Raw genomic sequence first — 18,446 nt, 5'->3', positions numbered from 1 at the left:
AGATCTCACCGTACAATCCCTCCCATGCCCTATCAGATTCGTCCAGCCCAATCCAACGACGCCCGCGCCATCGCACACGTCCATCTTGAAAGCTGGAAGACCACCTACCCCGGAATCATCCCGGAGGCCTATATCGCATCGTTGAAAGTAGGAGACGGCGAACAAAGGTGGCAACAACAACTCGAATCTGAAACCAACGATATCTTCGTCTCGCATGACGAATCAGGCATCTTCGGCTTCATCTCCGGCGGCCCCATCCGCGAACCCATCGGCAACTACGACGGCGAACTTTACGCTATCTATCTTCTCCAGCAGCGTCAGCAACAAGGTGCAGGCCGCGCACTCGTCCGCACTCTCGCGGACAGTCTTCACGCCCGGGGCCTCAAAAGCATGATCGTCTGGGCCCTCGAAGCCAATTCCGCCGTCGATTTCTACAAACACCTGGGCGCAGTCCCAGTAACATCAAAAAACATCAACATCGGCGGCAAGGACTTGCCGGACACCTGCCTCGGCTGGCCATCCCTCCACCCGCTCCTCTAATTCTCGCTTCGTTGAAGGGTACGGGCTTTAGCTCGTACAGAAAAGCTGCAAAATTAACCGGGCTTTAGCCCCTGAGGGAAAGCCTGCCAGTCCATCCTGATTTGTTATCGCGAACGAAATCGCGAATCCTATTTCCTCCGGCCTGCACTAGGAAAAATACAGTCGGACCCATCAATTATTTAGTTTTTATCAACGCCCCGCCCTGACCGCATAAACTGACTCCATGCCTATCTTTCAAGTCATCCTACTGGCAATCGTTCAAGGTCTGGCGGAGCTCCTGCCCGTCTCCAGCTCCGCCCACGTCGTCGTGGCCGAAAAGCTCATGGGGCTCGATCCGTCCTCTCCGCAGATGACCCTGCTCCTCGTCATGCTCCACACCGGCACCATGTTCGCTGTCATCGTCTACTTCTGGAAGACCTGGAAGGAGGCCTATTTCTCCTCGATGGAGGCATTCAATCACTTCGCCGTCCGCGTCCTCTGGGCCACTGCCATCACCGGAATCCTAGGCGAAGCGATCAAGAAGCTCATCGAAAAGACGATGTTCCACGGTGCACCCAAAGCCGAAATCGAAAATCTCTTCGGCCGCCTCGACCTGATCGCGCCGGCCCTCGCCGCCGCCGGCGTCCTTATCCTCATCGCTGGCCTGTACGAACGCCGCCAGCTCGCCAACGTCATCCCCGAGATGATCCCTAAAGATGGCCTCGGCATCGGCAATGTCACCTTCGGCCAATCCACATGGATGGGCCTCGTCCAGGGCCTCGCACTGCCCTTCCGTGGCTTCTCGCGCAGCGGCTCCACCATCTCCACCGGCATGTTAGTCGGAGCCACCAAGGAACGCGCCGAGCGTTTCAGCTTCGCCATGGCCGTCGTGCTCACCCCAGCCGTCGTCGGCATCGAAGCGCTGCGCCTCGAAAAGGCCCACCGCGCTGCAATCTCCGCCGGAGCGCCCATCGACTTCCACGGCTCGATAACAGCCAGCCTCCTCGGCATGGTCTTCTCATTTATAGCCGGACTGGTCGCTCTGAAATGGCTGAGCATCTGGCTGGAAAACGGCCGCTGGTACTTGTTCGGAATCTACTGCCTGGTAGCCTCCGGAGTAGTCTTCTACCTCCATACAAAAGGCTTCTAAAGATCTTCCATCAACCCAAGCCACAGAACCAGGTATCCCACCCCGTTCTTGTTCTTTCTTCCCGAACCACAAAACTGGGTGCCCCATCCATGGCGCAGCCTCATCGCGACATGGGTGGAAAACCACAAAAGCCAGCCCTGTTCTTGCCGTTGTCTCCCTTTCTGTCATTCCCCGAGGGAATCTGCTTCTCAACCAACTCCCATCACCGCGGCATCAGCCGAAACTGCTCAATCGCAATCTTCGCGCCCAAGATCGACCGCTCCGAGTCAGGAAAAAACACCACCGTAATCTGATCGAACTGCTGAATCCCCCGCCTCGCAGGAATCCGGTATCGCAACACCTCTTCCACCGGCGCATCCTTGATCGAAAAGTGTGCGTCTTCGGTCGAAACCACCCTCTGCCCGCCCAGCAACAGCGAAGGCTTCCCCGCCGAGCGCGAGTCCGTCAGCACCACTCCCAGCAACACGCTTCCCCGCGCATTGTCCGCATTCCGTATATCGATATCCAGCGCACTGCAGCAAGCCAGCGGCACCGGCGACCCAAGACTCTGGTGCGCCTCCATTAGCAGCGGCAACCTGTCCGTCGAACGGATATTGAACCCCGTCGGATCGCCCTGCGCCTTATGCGCATTCCGCCCCGGCGCCTTGTGCGGATACTGAAAATACCAATACGGCCCATCAAACGGAATCACCAGCGGCCGACGCTTCGAAGCAGCAGCCATAGAAACACTCAGCGGCGCAGGCGCAACAATCTCCTTCTTCTTCGGAACCATCCACAAAATGATCCCCGTATACCCAGAGCTGATCTCGCCATTGAGCTGCTTCCTGCGCCGCGCCTCATCTGCCTGCCTCTGCGCATCCGTAGCCGCCTGCACCGGACGCCCCAGCCACCGCTCATCGATCAACACCGTTAGCGTAATCGTCGTCACCAGAATCGCCAGCAGAAACGCCGTCGCCATCCTAACCGCACCTCGCCCGTTGCGCTCCGCCGGCGCATCCGCCGGAACAAGCGACCGCCAATGCCACAGCAGCAAACAAGCCGCCCCGGACAGCAGCAATCCCGTCGCAGTGATCTGCCCCTTAACAAACAAAATCACCGCCCCATTTATGGCCAAAGCCGCAACAAACGCCCGCCCAATCCTCGAATCCGGCGGTGGCAACAGCGCAAACATCCCGCCATCCACCTCATTCGCCGTAGCCCGGTCAACCCCTGGAAACAACCTCAACAGCGCCGCCGCAGAGACCAGCGTCGCCATCACCATCAGCAACACCGCCATCGGCGAATCCATCCGCAGCAACAGCCCAATCGGAGGAATCAACACCCAGGCCACGCCCGCATGAACCACAAACCGGCCAAATCCAAACGGAGGTTCCTCCATCCTTCGATAAAGAAGCCAGCTCGCCACCAGCGCAGCAACACAAGGCGCCAGCACAAAGCGCATGCCGGAGACGAGCAGCGTCATGAACGGAAGATGCCCATGCGCTGGCAGCTTCTGGCACTCAATCCACGCCGCATCCATAGCCGCCAGCAGCCCGCCAATCACCGGCGGCCAGCCACCGGCATTAATCTCTTCGCTCCCAAAGATCGACCGCATCGCAACACGCCTCCTGAAACGGAGATGACCTAACCGTGAATCGCCATGCCTCTGCCCCGTCCGCTCCGAACCCTAGTCAAGACCAACGGAACCGCCGTAGCGAAGAACACCATCCCATACGGCCCATGCGCCATTCTGATCAACAACGGAACAGGTCCCGCGAAACCCGAAACACCCGCGGAAATCACGGCGGCGACGACGCTGAAGCCCGCCAGCGCAGGCAGCACCAGCAAAAGCGCACGCAGAAGCCGCGAAACATCGAAACTCTCGCCGAGCAAGGAGTAGAAAACTACATACAGCGTCACGCCCAGCCAAAGCACCGAGAGGAAAACAAACACATCCGTCGAGCTGTCAAATCGCGTAGCCCACGGCCCATCGGTCCGCCAGATCCGTTGCAACGCAGCCCCATCATCGTCCAGCATCCGAATCTGCACGTAGCGCAACCATGGCGAAACCGCAGTCCAAAACGCCGCAAACATCACTTCAGGCCACGCAGTCCGCACCCGCTGCGCGCCACCAATCGCAATCGCAGCCATCACCTGCCGCCAGTACCACCCAGCCGAGCGCCCGCCAAAGTACTCCTCCACCAGATCGCCCGCCAGCGCCTCGTTCCGTTCCGCGCACAAATGATCCAGCAGCCACGTAGCAACCGCCGGTGGGCAAGCCGCTCTCATGCGTTCTCTCCTTCCATCTTCGGCAGCCGTCGCCACATGCGCGTCAGCACCTGCCGCGTCTCATTCGTCTGCCGCAAACCATCCTGCGTAATCCGGAAGTACCGCCGCGCCTTCCCACCCCGCTCCGCAATCGGCTCACCCAGCGTCGAAGTCACCAGTCCCTTGCCTTCCAACCTCTCCAGCGATGCATACACGCTGCCCAGCGCCACCTCGCGCCCCCGATGCCGCTCCAGCTCCCGCGCAATCGAGACCCCATACGCGTCATCGCCCAGCGCAATCAGCACCAGCAAAATCATCAACTCAAACTCACCCAGATAAGCCCGTTCCGCCATATCCTCAACAATAGCGAAGAAATCAGTCAACAGCAACAGATTCCTTCGGAATTCGAGCCATTAAAATTCCCCTTGCATTCCAAGGGGAATCCATGCCATCCTTCCCATGAAATCAAAGGGGAGCAGATGGAATGCTGGAAAAGACCCGGCTGGATTTATTTCGCGGCACCCTCGATGTTCTGATCCTCAAGTCCCTCATCTGGGGACCGCTCCACGGCTACGCCATCACCAGCCTCATCCGCCGCCAGAGCGACGACGCCCTCCTCGTCGAAGAAGGCACTCTCTACCCCGCGCTCTGGCGTCTCGAAAGCAAGAATCTAATCGAAGCCGAATGGGGCCTCTCCGAAAACAACCGCAAAGCCAAGTTCTACAGCCTTACCGAAGAGGGCCGCCGCCACTTGCGCCAGGAAACAAAGACCTGGGAAGCCTACGCCATCGCCGTAGCCAAGGTCCTCGGCGCAACCCAGCCGCCAATGACCGAGGAAGCATGAGCAATATCCCCATCTGGCGAAGATTCGACAGACTCCACGGCCCCGACCCCGCCGCCGACGTCAAAGCCGAACTCCGCTTCCACATCGACTCCAAAACCGAAGACCTCATCCGACGCGGCTGGCTTCCGACATCCGCTCGCAAAGAAGCCGAACGCCAGTTCGGCAACATCCTCGCCGTCCAGCACATCGGCGAACGCATGGGAGAGCACATGGAACGCCGTCGCCGCCTCACCGACTACTGGACCGAATTCCGCCAGGACCTCCGCTACACCCTGCGCACCCTCAAAAACAACCCCGGCTTCGCCACCGTCGCCATCCTCGTCGCAGCCCTCGGCATCGGGGCCAACGTCGCCGTCTTCAGCGTTGTAAACACGCTGCTCCTGCGCCCCTTGCCATTCCCCGACTCGCAAAAGCTCGTCTGGTTCATCGCCGGTAAAAGCATAGAAGACAAAGCCCGCACCGCCGCCGGTCTCTCCGCCGAAACCTACACCGTCGACGCCTACCAGGAGTTCCAGCGCAACAACCAGTCCTTCGCAGCCGTCACCAGCTTCCAGACCTTCTACAACTCTCTCCAATACAAGCTCACCGGCTCCGGCGAGCCCAAGCAGGTAGCCGCCGTCGAGGTCGCCGACAATTTCTTCCCGGTCCTCGGCATCCAGCCCGCATTCGGCCGTCTCTTCACAGAGCAGGAATGCCAGAAAGGCGGCCCACCCGCAACCCTGCTCACCTGGTATTTCTGGAAGACCCAGTTTCACTCCGATCCAGCTATCGTCGGCAAAGCCGTCACAATCAACAACGCCCCAGTCACCATCGTCGGAGTCCTCCCCGAAAGCTTCGACTTCGGCTCCGTCTTCGCCCCCGGCCGCAAAGTCGACCTCTTCGTCCCGGCCATCATGGACTTTTGGCGCACCTGGGGCAACACCCTGGCCGTCGTCGGACGCCTCAAGCCCGGCGTCCCCTTAGCCCAAGCTCAGGACGAAGCCGACCGCCTCTTCCCTCACCTCAAAGCCCTGCACCCCGACTGGTTTGAGGATTACTCCTCCAATCTCCTGACCCTCAAAGACCACGTCAGCGGCAAACTCCGCCGTTCCCTCGTCGTCCTCTGGTCCGCCGTCGGACTCATCCTGCTCATCGTCTGCGTCAACCTCTCCAACCTGCAACTGAGCCGTGCCGCCACCCGCAGCAAAGAGCTCGCCATGCGCCGGGCATTGGGCGCCAGCCGCAGCCGTCTCATCCGCCAGCTCCTCACCGAAAGCCTCGTCCTCGCCATCGCCGGAGCAGCCCTCGGACTCGTCTTCGCCTACGCCGTAGTCTTCGCTCTCGCGACGCAAGGCTCCATCGCCCTGCCACTCCTCAGCAGCATCCGCGTAGACGGCGAAGCCCTCGCGTGGACCGTCCTCATCGCCCTCGCACTCGGCATCTTCTTCGGCCTCGCCCCAGCCTTCAAAATGTCCGGCCTCAACCTACAGGAGTCGCTCAAGGACAACGCCTCCGGCATGGGCGCAGGCCGCCGCCACGAACGCTTCCGCGCCACCTTGGTCGTCTCCGAAGTAGCCCTAGCCTGTGTGCTTCTCGTCGGAGCAGGTCTGCTCCTGCGCAGCTTCCTCCGCGTCCTCGACGTCGATCTCGGCTTCGAGCCCAGCCACGCCGCCGCCATGGAAATCGATTTCCACCCCGGCAAAGACGCCGCCAAATACAGCGCCGATATGCAGACCCTCCTGCAACACATCAACGCCCTCCCCGGCGTCGAATCCACCGGCATAGCCGACATGCTTCCCCTCGACCGCAACCGCAGTTGGGGCCTCGAAGCCGCAGGCAAGTCCTACCCGAAGGACTACAACAGCACCGTCTTCGTCTATCTCGTCTCGCCCAACTACATCCCCACCATCGGCATGCGCCTCGTCAAAGGCCGCGACTTCAACTGGCACGACCGAGCCGACACCCAGCACGTCATCGTCATCAACGAAGCCGCAGCCCGCCGCGAATGGCCGGGCGAAGACCCCATCGGCAAATTCGCCACCGGCGTCGACAAGAACCCTGTCCAGGTCGTCGGAGTCATCGCCGACGTCCGCGAAAGCAGTCTCGAAGAGGTCTCCAGCCCCGAAGTCTACATCCCCATGACCCAAAACGCAGACTCCGAAGGCGCCACGCTCGTAATCCGCACCCGCATCGCCCCTGACTCACTCTCTTCAGCCGTCCTCGGAGCCCTGCGCTCACTCAACCCCGGCCAGCCCGCCACCGAATTCCGTCCCCTGCAATCCCTCGTCGACCACTCCGTCTCGCCGCGCCGTTTCTTCGTCCTGCTGGTAACGATCTTCGCGGCGCTGGGAGTCCTGTTAGCCGCGCTAGGCATCTACGGCGTAATCTCCTACTCGGTAACTCAGAAAACCCAGGAAATCGGCGTCCGCATGGCCCTCGGAGCCACCACCGGCCGAGTCCAGCGCGAAGTCCTGATAAGCACAATGCGCCTCGCCCTGATCGGCATCGCACTGGGCACAGCCGCATCCTTCGCCGCCGCCCGCCTCATAGCCTCGCTGCTCTTCGCCACATCCCCCTGGGACCCCTACGCCTACGCAGGCACAGTCATGGCCCTGCTGGCAGTAGCCATCCTCGCCGGCTACCTCCCCGCCCGCAGAGCCTCCAGAATCGACCCAATGGTAGCCCTCCGCAACAACTAACTTCAGGCCCTCTAAAGGCCGCCCTGGCGCACCTAGTTTCTGTCTTTTTGTCCCATTAACAAGAGCGGGTGCCCTATCCATAACGCGTTCTGTGCGGCATGGATGGGAAACCGCCAGTCGCTTATACTCCACGCCGATGCTCGAGGGCTGAGTAGCCATATCTTGAAGAACACAAAAAAGAATTGCGTCAACTAGCAATTCCGTATCGCCTGTCATCCGGCTTGAATCAGGTTTGGCCCCTGTTTGATAACTCGGTCTGGCATGCATCGCAGCGGAATGGTAGGGTTAAATGCAATCCTCAGGAGGTCGCGTGAAATTTCCGACCTTGCGCATGCGCACGTCACCGGCCGGCCTTCTCATCATTTCCCTTTGCCTCGTCCTGATCGCTTCCGTTTCTGTCGTCATAGCCCAGACTGCGCCGCAACCTGCAATTGGCTCGGCGGTCCACCCATTCGACGCGACCAACATTCGGGAACCGGCCGAGGTCGGGACCGTGGGATTGGTGCAAGCCGGCGACAATCCCGCCTGGGCCCGAAAGGATTTCGACGACTCCAGGTGGCTCCCTATCGACTCGAAGACGCGGCTCAGCGAATATTTTCCTCACAATCACCCAGACGTCGTCTGGCAGCGTCTGCACATCAAGGTCGCCGCTGCAGACCCCAAATTGGCCTTGCAGGCCTATTTCATCTCCCGCGCGTTTGAGGTCTATGTGAACGGCCAAAAGCTGATGGAATCAGGCCGGGTGGAACCCTTCGTGCCGTACACACGTGACGCACGCATGATCGTACGCATCCCGGAAGCGGAACTGCGCACTGGCTTTCTCGTCGTCGCAATTCGAGCTCGCGCTCCACAAACTTGGTGGACAAGTTCTAATCGTGGCTTCTTCCCAGCTAGGCTCGCGGTCGGAGATGAGGGTGTCCTGCGGGATCGAAATATGCTCACGATCATAGGCGAGAGCGCGGCCGACGTCCTTTACGGCTTTCTCGCCCTGGGCGTCGGCTTGGTGGCCCTGGCACTCTTCATCGCACAACGGAACCAGGTTGAGTATCTCTGGGTCTTCCTGCTGGGAGCCTACGAAGGACTCTCATTGATTACGTTAGTCACGGCGACTCGCAACCTGCCGGCAAGCTGGTCGATCCTCATTTCCCTTACATACATTGCAGAAGGACTCGGCATCCTGCTCGTTTTCCAGGCATTTTTGCGCGAGCGATTCAGTCGACTGCTGTGGCTGTTCGCCATAGTGGCATTGCTGATTCGGTTCGCCCTTCAAGCCGCGGGGAACCTGTACGGCAATATCCCTGCCTTCTACGTCAATTACTCCATCTTCCCCTTTGGGATCGTCCTTGATTTCATTCTTCCATGGCTGGTTTGGATGCGAATGCGGTGCGGCAATCGCGAGGCGGGCATTCTCCTCATTCCGTTGCTCTTCTATTCTATGGAAATCTATGCCTACTTGGCTCTCGATGTACTCGAACTCTTCCCTCCGCTTCACAGCGCTAGCAACGCTCTACAAATGCTCATTGCACTCCACATCGGCATCCTGCAGCTGCCTCTAGACGACATCGACGGCTTGGCCTTCTTTTTCTCGCTGGCCATCATTATGGTGCTCCGCTCCGCACGAACTAGCCGCCAGCAAGCAGTGCTTGAGGGCGAAATGGCCGCGGCACGTGAAGTGCAGCAAGTCATCCTTCCGGAGAAAAATGAAGCCGTTCCAGGCTTCACGATAGAGAGCGAGTACCGGCCTGCACGCGAAGTGGGCGGTGACTTCTTCCAGATCATTCCCGACCAGACCGATGGGAGCCTGTTGATTGTGGCAGGGGATGTAACGGGTAGGGGCTGAAGCCCGTACCCTTCAAACTGACCCACTACCCAGCATCGTGGCCCGGATCTCTATGCGAGACCCGGGCCACGATGTTTACCTAAAATGCTCAGTCCAGGAGGATGAGCAGATCGGCTTTCACGAGATGCTCCGTTAACCGGTCGATAGCCTGGGGAAATTTGGTGCAGACGGAGCGCGTGCTGATGCCGATGAGTTCGGCGGCCTCTGCATGGGTGTATTCCTGGAGAACGATGCGGCTGATCAACTGGCGATCGGCGACAGAGAGACGGTTGATACACCGTTCCACATCGAGGACGAAGATGAGGGCGTCTTCGAATGTTCGAACTCGACGGCTGGAGACCCAGCCCCGGCCTATCGAGTCGCCTAGGAGGTTGGGCGACCGGCCTACCTGCAGCGAAGCGTAGAGATAGCGGCGAAGCAGTTTTTCGGTGTGTTTCCGATAGAAGGCGTAGGTAACGGTCGGCTCTACAGTCGATTCGTCTGCGACGGCGGTTTGGGTGTCTCCTTTTGGCGGCTGCTTTTGGATGTGGTTGACGGCGGATGCAATGAATGGAGGCTGGAGCGGCGCTGGATCCTTTTGCGCGGCCCAGATGAGAGGAATCTGAAGGGCTGCGCTCACTGGGCACCGCCAGAGAGTACGCTGCAGGTAGAGACGGAGGCTGCAAATGGGTTCATCAGCGCCGGGAGCAGTTCGAGCGGAGCGGGAGACTGCTCCAGGACCGCTCGGCAATCGGCGGTATCAAGACTGGCAAGGCCGGGTTTCTGGCTTCGAGCAATTTCCAACTCCCAGTCGGATTGAGCCGAGGCCTGTACTGCGAATACGGTAGACAGGGTGGTCTTTCTGGGTCTACCTGGTCGTTTGCGACTTTGGGGCGTAGGGAACTCTTTGAACCGATTCTCGCAAGGGGTGCAATAGACCCTTGTCTCGACTTGGGTTCGATACCATAGGCAACCGCAACCTTCGCAAACCTTCAAGTTTATGCGCAACTCCATGACTTTCTCTCCCGTAGTGTGTGTTCACCCGCGCTTTGCCTCGCTTGTGAAGCGGATCGTTCTTCGGCCGCTCATTTTTCGGCGGCTCGTGTCGCATCGCGCAGGGTAATTGGGAAGGCAACCAGCGCGCCGGGTTCTGGTGCCCGGCTGGGGGATGGTGGCAGGTCTTCCCTGATCGTTTGTCATGCTCATGGCGCACAGATTCTGGAACCTCATTCACGGACGGCATTGCGATCTCGGGAAGCTGCAATCGATATGTATTTCCAGCCCTGCGCTTCCGCGCATAGGGCAAGTTTGAGCTCAGAGATTTGCACCGGCAGTATTTGAGAAAGTGAAATAAATCTAGGGTCCGGTTTCTCTGGCGTCAATCCTTTACTCAGAGATTCTGGATTCGCCTATGAAGGAAATAAAAGGTATCCCTGAAAAGCCAGCATTCAGGCCATTCTGAATTTTCTGCAAGAAATGGTTTATTTGCCCTTCCCATTGCTGCCAGTGAAGTTTCCACATGGACTTGTCCCAATTTCAAGAACGAGTTCGTCTCGAACTGCTGCGCAGAATCGAGCGGGGGACGCTTAGTGTTTCGCAACTGGCGCGGCAAACGGGATTTGGTCAGCCACACATTTCAAACTTTCTGCATGGCAAGAAAGGAATAACCCTGAAGGCGCTGGAGAAGATTATGACGGCGCAACGGCTGCAGATTGAGGATCTGCTGCCTTCGCGCCGGGGGGCTTCCGGGGTATTGAACGAAGAGCAGATCGAGGCCGTAGTCTGGATTCCTCTGGTGGAGCATGTGGTGGCGATGATGGACCCTTATATTCGCCCGAGCAGCACGATCAAGATGCTGCCATTTGCGGGGGAGGCGGTAAAAGAATTGAGGGCTCGGTGTTCCAGCGCGCGCAGGCAGTGGGACAGGTTCGTGGCAATCAGGATTTCGGCGGAGGATGCGCGTGCCATGGAGCCGTTGATCAAGCCGGATGCGGTAGTGTTGTTGGACCGGCACTATACTTCCTTTCAACCTTACCGGGAGGATGAGTCGAACCTGTATGCGGCGCGAGTGGGATCGAAGTTGGTGGTGCGGTATGCGCAGTTTCAAGGGGAGCGGGTGGTGTTGCGGGCCTATCAGGCGAAGGTGAAGGCTGAGGTGCTGCAAGCGGAGCCGGGAGAAACGGCGAACGATTTGCTGGCTGGACGGGTTGTGCTGGGGGTCAACCGCCTTTGATCTCGGGCTGGCGATCTGGAGTTGGTGGCAAAATGATTGCGCGGCGAGGTCGACTATTCTGGCGTTCGCGGCATTTGGTAGCATCGGCTTTGGAGGAACGCATGGAATCGGTAGGAAATGGTGGAAGCGGTGCTCGCCGTAACGAAGATATTGCTTTGGATTTGCTGAAGTTTGTGGCTGGATCGACCGGGTTTGGACGGGCTGCTGTGCCTTCGACGGGCTTCAGTGGGTCGGCTGCGCCCAAGCCGGAGGAGCAGGTGAATCAGCTGCTGGACTTGTATGGACGCTGCCTGACGGTGGTGAACGGCAAGGGCGGGAAGGCTTAGTGGACGGTTCTGCAGGTCGCGGACTGCGGGTCGCCGTGGCCGGAACTGGCGCCTTTGGGCGCAATCATCTGCGGGTATACCAAGAGCTGGCTGCGGAAGGTGTAACACTTGCGGCCGCAATTGAGCCGGATGACGAGCGGGCTGCGGAAGTTGCTGAGAAGTACGACGTTCCGGTGTTTGCTTCGGTGGAGGACGCGCTGCAGGCAGATCTGAAGCTGGATGCGGCCTCGGTGTCGGCGCCTACGGTGTATCACCATGCGATAGCCGGTGAGTTGCTCGCGGCTGGGGTGGATTGCCTCGTCGAAAAACCGCTGGCGGCTACGCTGGCGGAGGCGGATGAACTGATTGCGCTTTCAGAGAAGTATGAGCGCATATTGCAGGTGGGGCATCTGGAGCGGTTTAATCCGGCGGTGCTGGCGATTGAGCCGAAGCTGACGCGGCCGATGTTCTTTGAGGCGCATCGGTTGAGCGTGTTTACGCCGCGGTCGCTGGATGTGGATGTGGTGCTGGATCTGATGATCCATGATCTGGACATTGTGCTGACGTTTGCGAAGTCTCCTGTGCGCGAGGTGCGGGCGGTGGGGCTGCCGGTGCTTTCGCCCAAGGTGGACATTGCAAATGTACGGGTGGAGTTTGAGTCGGGGTGTGTGGCGAACTTTACGGCTTCGCGGGTTTCGACGGAGCGGGTGAGGAAGCTTCGGTTTTTTGAGCCTCGGCAGTATGTTTCCATCGATTATGCGCGGCGGGATCTGCTGGTGATTGCGATTGATCCGGAGTTTTCGATTGAGAAGGCGATGGCGCTCGGGGCCGCGAGCGGATTTCAGGAGGGGTTGCCGGGACTTTCGTTTACCAAGCCTGAGGTGACGCCAGGAGAGCCGTTGAAGCTGGAGATTGCCTCGTTTCTGGATTCGGTGCGAAGTCGGCGCGAGCCGCGGGTTACGGCGAGGCAGGGACGCGAGGCGCTGGCGCTGGCGCTCGAGATACAGCGGGCGATGGTGGAACATGCGGGGAAGACTGGGATTGGGGATTTCTTTTTAGCGGGTTAGCGCGCTTTGCGCTTTGGCGAGTTAGCAAGTTAGCGAAAAGACTGGAGACGCTTTGAGTGCGCTAACAGGTGATAGCTGACTTTCACGGAAAGACAGGGGCTGCCGGAGACGGTGGCCCTTCGCTTTTGGGACTAAGCTTTGGTGGGTAGGATTGGGTCGGGTTTGGAGGGATGGATGGCTGGTGAGTTGCCAGAGGTGCTGGCGGGGATTGCGCTTGACGTTGGGTTTGCCAAGCGGGTTACGGTACGTCGCGGTGGTGAGCCTCGCAGGGATGGCAGGTGCGTGGTTTATTGGCTTCAGCGGGCGCAGAGAGCCATCGATAATCCGGCGCTGGAGATTGCTGTTGCCTGCGGGAATTCGCTGGGGTTGCCAGTGGTGGCTTATTTCTCCGTGATTCCGAATTATCCGAATTCGAATTGGAGGCATTACTACTTCTTGCAGCAGGGATTGCATGATGTGGCTGAAGAGATGCGCAAGCGCGGGGTGGGGTTTGTGATTCGGCGGCCTTCGGATGGAGATACTTTGGAGGCGTTTCTTGAAGAGGTTGGGGCGGCGATGGTGGTGGGCGATGAGAATGTCTGCCGCGAGCCAGAGCGGTGGCGGAGCGTTTTGGCCAAGAAGCTGAAGATACCTTTTCTTACTGTGGATGCGGATGTCGTTGTGCCTTCGGCTGTATTTGAGAAGAGCTTTGTGCTGCTGCATCACTTTCGGCCTAAGTTGCATGCGCAGTTGCCGGAGTTTCTTAAGCCGATTGAAAAGGTCGATGTGAGTCATGAGTGGAACCTGAAGCTGCGGAGTTATGACCTGGCGGCGGATATTACGCTTGGCTTCGATAAGTTGGATCGGTCGGTGGGGCCTGTCGATGCTTTTGTCGGCGGTACAAAGGCTGCGTTGCGGAGGTTGAAGGAGTTTACCGATACGCAACTTAAGGACTACGACGAGACGAGGAATCATCCGGAGATTTGCGGGACAAGCCAGATGTCGCCGTATCTGCACTATGGGCATATTTCGCCGTTGACGATTGCATTGGCGGTACGAGATGTGGAGGCGCGCGGGAAGGCTGGCAAGGAAGTCTGCGATAAGTACCTGGATGAGTTGATTGGGTGGCGGGAACTGGCGGTTTTGTTTTGCAAATACAACCCGAACTATGACAATTGGGAGTGCGCGGAGCCATGGGCTAAGAAGACTCTGACGGAACATACCGGGGATAAGCGGCCCTGGAGTTATTCGCTCGCGCAGTTAGAACGCGCCGAAACGCATGACGAGTTATGGAATGCGGCGCAGCGGGAGATGGTACGCGATGGCTGGATGCATAACTACATGCGGATGTATTGGGCTAAGAAGATATTAGAGTGGTCGCCGGATGTGGCTACTGCGTTTGAGCGCGCGGTGATTTTGAATGATCGCTATGAGCTGGATGGGCGCGATCCGAATGGGTATGCGGGGATTGCTTGGGCGATAGTGGGGAAGCATGATCGGCCGTGGTTTGACCGGCCGGTGTTTGGGTTAGTGCGGTATATGTCGGGGGAATCTACGGGAAAGAAGTTTGATTCGAAGCGGTATATCGAACAGCAGCGAGTTGGCGCGCGTTCCGCGCTTTAGCGGGTTGGCGAGTTAGCCGCCTGGGTTCGTAAATGCTCTAGTGGCATGGTCGAAATATGAGAAGTGGTCTGTGCTGATTGGGGCCTGTTGGCGTCGAATTGAGATTGAATTCTTCTTGAGATTGAATTCTTCTTGAGATTGAATTCTTCGGTCGAGGTGACGGATGAGGCCTTTTGGATTGCTGCTGGTGTTGACGTTGGCTGCTGGCGGCTTGTTGCCTGCAAGGGCGCAGATGCCGGAGATGCGGGGCGGGGCGATGCTGGATTGCTCTGGATTGCCATGCGTGGATGTGACGCTGGCGAGCGGGAAGCATTTGAAGATGCTGATCGATACCGGAGATGTTAGCTCGGTGCTGGATACTCAGGTGGCGAAGAACCTTGGACTTGAAGTTTTGCCGGTGAAGGGAGCGGATGGCAAGCAAGTCCCGGGATACGGAAGGGCGGTCTTGAGTGGTTTGAAGATAGGCGATGCGGGACTGGGCGACGTGAAGGTGCTGGTAATGGATCTGGCGGCGTATATGTCGAAGGATCAGATGCCTAAATCCGATGGGTCGCTGGCTTATACGGCTTTCAAGGGGCGAATGCTGGAGATGGATTATGTGGGGCGGAAGGTTCGGTTTTCGGATCTCCAGACGGGCGATGTGCAGTGTCCGGGGCAGTGCGGGGAGTTGACGACTCCGACGTTTGGGAAGCACGGGCCGCCGATTCTGGTGGCTACCGGGTTCTCGGTCAATGGGAAGGCTATTACAGCGCAGATCGACTCACTGTTCAGTGGGACGATGCTGATTTATCCGACTTCGGTGGAGAAGCTGGGGTTGGTTGAGGAGGCAAGGTCCACGAAAAAAGAGAGGATCAAGTACACCGATGGCGGAGTGGACATGATGACATCTGTGGCGACTGCCGAGGCGTTTAAGGGCCGGGTGCTGGCTAAAGATGCAACTGTGTATTTTGCGGGGCCGGAGGTGCATTTGCCGGATGGGATGTTCGATGGGACGGTGGGCCATGCGCTGCTGGAGCACTCGGTGGTGGTGATGGATTTGAAGGGAATGCGGGTTTGGTTGGAGGGGTGACTAGATAAGCAGATTCCCTGCGGGAATGACAGACAGAAATGCAAAGACAACGACAACAGCGAAGGCGTGGGCTGTTGGGTTCTACAGAATCCTACTTATCTTGCCATTCGTCAGCGGGTGGTTTTGAATCGGCGCATCAGCTTATTGACCATTGGGGAGGGTAGGCAGGAAAAGACGAGGACTACGATTCCCATCAAAGCAAATAAACTAATCCCGAGAATCATGAAGATGTTCATGTTATCTCTCCCGTTGGGCCATAGCCCGGGAAAAAGAGAATCCGCACCTAGCTGATCTGACTTAAACAGGCGAGCCGAGTGCGGATTTTTCCCTCTTCCGCGTATTCGATGCGTCAGATGCGCATTGGCATCAAAACATAACGATATTTGTATTCGGCGTCGGGATCTTCGGGGCGCATCTGGCCGGCGGACTGGCCGTCTTTGAATTCGAGGCGCACTTCACCTTCGTTGCCCATGGCTTTGAGGAAGTCGAGCATGTAGCTGGAGTTGAAACCGACTACGAGCGGGTCGCTGGTGTAAGGGGTTTCGATGGAGTCTTCGGATTCGCCGGATTCGTTGGACTGAGCGGTGATCTTGAGCTCGTTCTGTTCCATCTTGATGCGGACCGCTCCGCTGCGCTCGTCGGCGAACTGGGCTACGCGGCCGATGGCGGCGGATAGCTCGGCGCAGCGGACAACGACGAAGCGGGTGTTGTCGCGGGGCATGACGGCTTCGTAGTTGGGGAACTGGCCGGTGAGCTTGCGGCTGGAAAGCGTGCGATGGCCGATACGGAAGAAGAGCCAGAGATCGTCGTCGGCGAACTCAACGTGTTCGGCTTCGGTGGAGTTGAGGAGCGATTGCAGCTCGGCGAGGGCTTTGCGCGGGATGAGGATGCGCTTTTCACCGCTTACGCCATCGAGGGTTTCTTCGGGCTTTTCTACGAACGACAAGCGATGGCCGTCGGTGGCTACCATTGCGATGGATTCGGCCTTGAGGATGAGCAGCGCGCCGTTGAGGGTGTAGCGGGATTCTTCGTTGGAGATGGAGAAGATGGTGCGCGCGATGAGGGTCTTGAGGACGGCTACCGGGATCTTGACGGAGGCTACGGTGGGCAGCTCGGGAACCTGGGGATAGTTGGCGCGGCCCAGGCCGACCATCTTGGTGTTGGAGCGGCCGGAGCGAATCTGGACCCAGTGGTTGTCGAGGAGCTTGAGGGAGATTTCGCCGTCGGGGAGGAGCTTGACGTAATCGTAAAGTTTGCGCGCGGGGATGGTGCAGGAGCCAGCTTTCTTGACCTTGGCTTTGGCGGAGGTGCGGATGGCCTGGTCGAGGTCGGTGGCCGTGATGTTGATCTGGCCGCCTTCGGCGCCGTCGGTTACTTCGACGAGGAAGTTGGAGAGGATGGGGATGGTGGTCTTGCGTTCGACAACGGACTGGATTGCGGTAAGTTCCTTGAGCAAGTCCTGGCGCGTTACGGTGATTTCCATTACAGCCCCCTGTGAAGGTGCGGTGGTCACAACGTCTATTTCTTCGAATCCCAGCCCTGGCATGATTTGTTTCCTCTCCTGCGTCAGAAGTTGCTTTGCGACTTGTGGCCGCTCGCGCTTTGGGCGTGATGCCACTCTACACCACAGGGGTATGCAGTGAAAACGCGCGGTTGGCCTGCCTTGATTGTATGCAAGAGCAAGGTTTGGGCCAGGTGGAAAACTCGGCTTGAACCGATGAAAAGCGGGGATTTGGGGTTGGCGTTCGAAGACTGGTTGATCCCACCCATGCCGGGATGAAGCGCCATCAAATTTTGGGTAGGGGATGGGGCACCCGGATTTGGTTTTGCGAGAGGTAGAGCGGGAGATGCGACGGGTTACGGAAAAGAATTGAACAAAGAGTTATTTAGCCCCGCCGTAGTACCCGTTGCGGAAGGAAAAGTGGAAATCTGGCGGATCTTGTTGTTGAGTCTGGGGTTGGGATTGGGACGAGTTTTAGAAAACTGGCCTGTGGAATTGAGGGCAAGTGGAAAGGTGGGAAAACAGGGGTGAAATGCGTACCGGAGGATGCACCGTTCCCACAGCGAGGCGGAAATGGGATGTGGATTTTTGGGTAAGAGGGGTGGAAAGCAGGGTTTGAGCTTGGATTGATGCGGGTCAAGTGGGGACGGGATTTGCAACGGGAACGGAGTGTCCACAGTTTGCACAGGGTTTGGCGGGGTAGTGGAAAAGTGGGTTACCGCAAGGATAGCTGGGCAGCGGTGGATGCCCGGCTACCCGGGGGACAACTGCTCCTGGGCGTTGGGCAATTTATTTTTCAGTTCTGCTGGTGCTGTCAAGGATCGATTCGTGGGGGTTGGTTTATAGATTGTTTATTTTGAATAGCTTAGGAGTATTTCACCGATTTGCGGGGAATTTGAGGGTGGACGGGTAGTCTAGGAACAATCGCGGATGGGATTGGGGAGTGGCGCTGGAGCGCTGCTCCCTGTTTTCGTTTGCGGGGAACTCATGTCGGGCATTTCGCGACATTTGCTCGACAAATGGCGGTGCGATGGCCGAGGCGGAAGAAGAGCAAGGAACCGCGCCGGAGGTTGTTGGCGCGGAGGGAGCCAAGGCACGGTCTGATCCGGAGAATGGTCGGACCGGGGTGAGAAAGCGGCTACAGCAAGCAGCAGAAAAAACGCTGGACGAGAACATGCCGAAGATCATGACTTGCCTGGTGAAGAACATCGAGGGGAATCATTTGCCGAGCGCCAAGATGCTGCTTGATCTGGCGGACGGTCCGGGGGACGAGGATGTGGCCTCGCTGGAGGCGCACCCGAGTCTGGCCGAGGTGCTCTGGAAGGAACTGGAACTAGAACCAGGGAATAGGGAATAGTTTTGGCCGCTGGCTTCCGGTTCTCGCTTACCGGCGAGGGACGGCGGCTGGCGGC

General features: G+C 58.4%; 16 protein-coding genes. 11 read left to right on the top strand and 5 right to left on the bottom strand.

The features are described 5' to 3' along the window. Positions 1–24: 24 nt before the first annotated feature. Positions 25–540 (top strand): GNAT family N-acetyltransferase, encoded by a 516-nt coding sequence (locus OHL23_RS05220; RefSeq protein ID WP_263350709.1) that lies wholly within the window; start codon positions 25–27, stop codon positions 538–540. Between the two features lie 223 nt (positions 541–763). Beyond that, a complete protein-coding gene (locus tag OHL23_RS05215) occupies positions 764–1,669 on the top strand; it encodes an undecaprenyl-diphosphate phosphatase (protein ID WP_263350708.1) in 906 nt (301 codons plus the stop codon). Between the two features lie 202 nt (positions 1,670–1,871). Here OHL23_RS05215 and OHL23_RS05210 read toward each other — a convergent pair whose 3' ends face one another. From OHL23_RS05210 to OHL23_RS05200, 3 genes are read right to left on the bottom strand one after another with little or no spacing between them, the layout of a single operon-like run. After that, entirely contained in the window at positions 1,872–3,263 is a 1,392-nt protein-coding gene (locus OHL23_RS05210; protein ID WP_263350707.1) for a hypothetical protein, read from the bottom strand. A gap of 29 nt (positions 3,264–3,292) precedes the next feature. Further along, entirely contained in the window at positions 3,293–3,937 is a 645-nt protein-coding gene (locus OHL23_RS05205) for a hypothetical protein (protein WP_263350706.1), read from the bottom strand. Continuing rightward, a complete protein-coding gene (locus OHL23_RS05200) occupies positions 3,934–4,299 on the bottom strand; it encodes a PadR family transcriptional regulator (RefSeq protein WP_263350705.1) in 366 nt (121 codons plus the stop codon). The genes OHL23_RS05205 and OHL23_RS05200 overlap by 4 nt, the downstream gene beginning before the upstream one ends. Before the next feature lie 101 nt (positions 4,300–4,400). Between OHL23_RS05200 and OHL23_RS05195 the strand changes: the two genes are divergently transcribed. The 3 genes from OHL23_RS05195 to OHL23_RS05185 all read left to right on the top strand — a co-directional run bounded on the left by OHL23_RS05195 (position 4,401) and on the right by OHL23_RS05185 (position 9,278). Next, a complete protein-coding gene (locus OHL23_RS05195) occupies positions 4,401–4,760 on the top strand; it encodes a PadR family transcriptional regulator (RefSeq protein WP_263350704.1) in 360 nt (119 codons plus the stop codon). Continuing rightward, positions 4,757–7,438, top strand: coding sequence for an ABC transporter permease (locus OHL23_RS05190; RefSeq protein ID WP_263350703.1), 2,682 nt, complete (start codon positions 4,757–4,759; stop codon positions 7,436–7,438). Before OHL23_RS05195 ends, OHL23_RS05190 begins: the two co-directional genes overlap by 4 nt. 310 nt (positions 7,439–7,748) lie before the next feature. Further along, positions 7,749–9,278 (top strand): PP2C family protein-serine/threonine phosphatase, encoded by a 1,530-nt coding sequence (locus OHL23_RS05185; RefSeq protein WP_263350702.1) that lies wholly within the window; start codon positions 7,749–7,751, stop codon positions 9,276–9,278. 88 nt (positions 9,279–9,366) lie between these two features. Here OHL23_RS05185 and OHL23_RS05180 read toward each other — a convergent pair whose 3' ends face one another. Continuing rightward, positions 9,367–9,897, bottom strand: a complete 531-nt coding sequence (locus OHL23_RS05180; RefSeq protein WP_263350701.1) for a sigma factor-like helix-turn-helix DNA-binding protein — start codon at positions 9,895–9,897, stop codon at positions 9,367–9,369. Between the two features lie 879 nt (positions 9,898–10,776). On the opposite strand from OHL23_RS05180, the gene OHL23_RS05175 reads away from it, so the two are divergent. The 5 genes from OHL23_RS05175 (at position 10,777) to OHL23_RS05155 (ending at position 15,533) form a co-directional block, all read left to right on the top strand. After that, complete coding sequence (locus tag OHL23_RS05175; protein WP_263350700.1) at positions 10,777–11,490, top strand: helix-turn-helix domain-containing protein; 714 nt, start codon at positions 10,777–10,779, stop codon at positions 11,488–11,490. A gap of 101 nt (positions 11,491–11,591) precedes the next feature. Further along, positions 11,592–11,816, top strand: a complete 225-nt coding sequence (locus OHL23_RS05170; RefSeq protein ID WP_263350699.1) for a hypothetical protein — start codon at positions 11,592–11,594, stop codon at positions 11,814–11,816. Next, positions 11,816–12,862 carry a Gfo/Idh/MocA family protein gene (locus OHL23_RS05165; protein ID WP_263350698.1) on the top strand — a complete coding sequence of 349 codons (1,047 nt, stop codon included), beginning with the start codon at positions 11,816–11,818 and terminating at the stop codon, positions 12,860–12,862. The genes OHL23_RS05170 and OHL23_RS05165 overlap by 1 nt, the downstream gene beginning before the upstream one ends. A gap of 174 nt (positions 12,863–13,036) precedes the next feature. Further along, a complete protein-coding gene (locus tag OHL23_RS05160; RefSeq protein ID WP_263350697.1) occupies positions 13,037–14,464 on the top strand; it encodes a deoxyribodipyrimidine photo-lyase in 1,428 nt (475 codons plus the stop codon). Between the two features lie 163 nt (positions 14,465–14,627). Then, complete coding sequence (locus tag OHL23_RS05155) at positions 14,628–15,533, top strand: retropepsin-like aspartic protease (RefSeq protein WP_263350696.1); 906 nt, start codon at positions 14,628–14,630, stop codon at positions 15,531–15,533. Between the two features lie 349 nt (positions 15,534–15,882). Here the strand turns inward: OHL23_RS05155 and dnaN are convergent, their stop codons facing one another. Continuing rightward, entirely contained in the window at positions 15,883–17,079 is a 1,197-nt protein-coding gene (dnaN, locus tag OHL23_RS05150; protein ID WP_396127263.1) for a DNA polymerase III subunit beta, read from the bottom strand. A 985-nt stretch (positions 17,080–18,064) separates the two neighbouring features. Here dnaN and OHL23_RS05145 point away from each other — a divergent pair. Then, positions 18,065–18,391 (top strand): hypothetical protein, encoded by a 327-nt coding sequence (locus tag OHL23_RS05145; protein WP_263350695.1) that lies wholly within the window; start codon positions 18,065–18,067, stop codon positions 18,389–18,391. Positions 18,392–18,446: the final 55 nt, after the last annotated feature.

Origin of the sequence: Acidicapsa acidisoli (assembly GCF_025685625.1) — a bacterium.
Lineage (GTDB): Bacteria > Acidobacteriota > Terriglobia > Terriglobales > Acidobacteriaceae > Acidicapsa > Acidicapsa acidisoli.
This window is presented reverse-complemented; position numbering and strand designations above follow the sequence as displayed.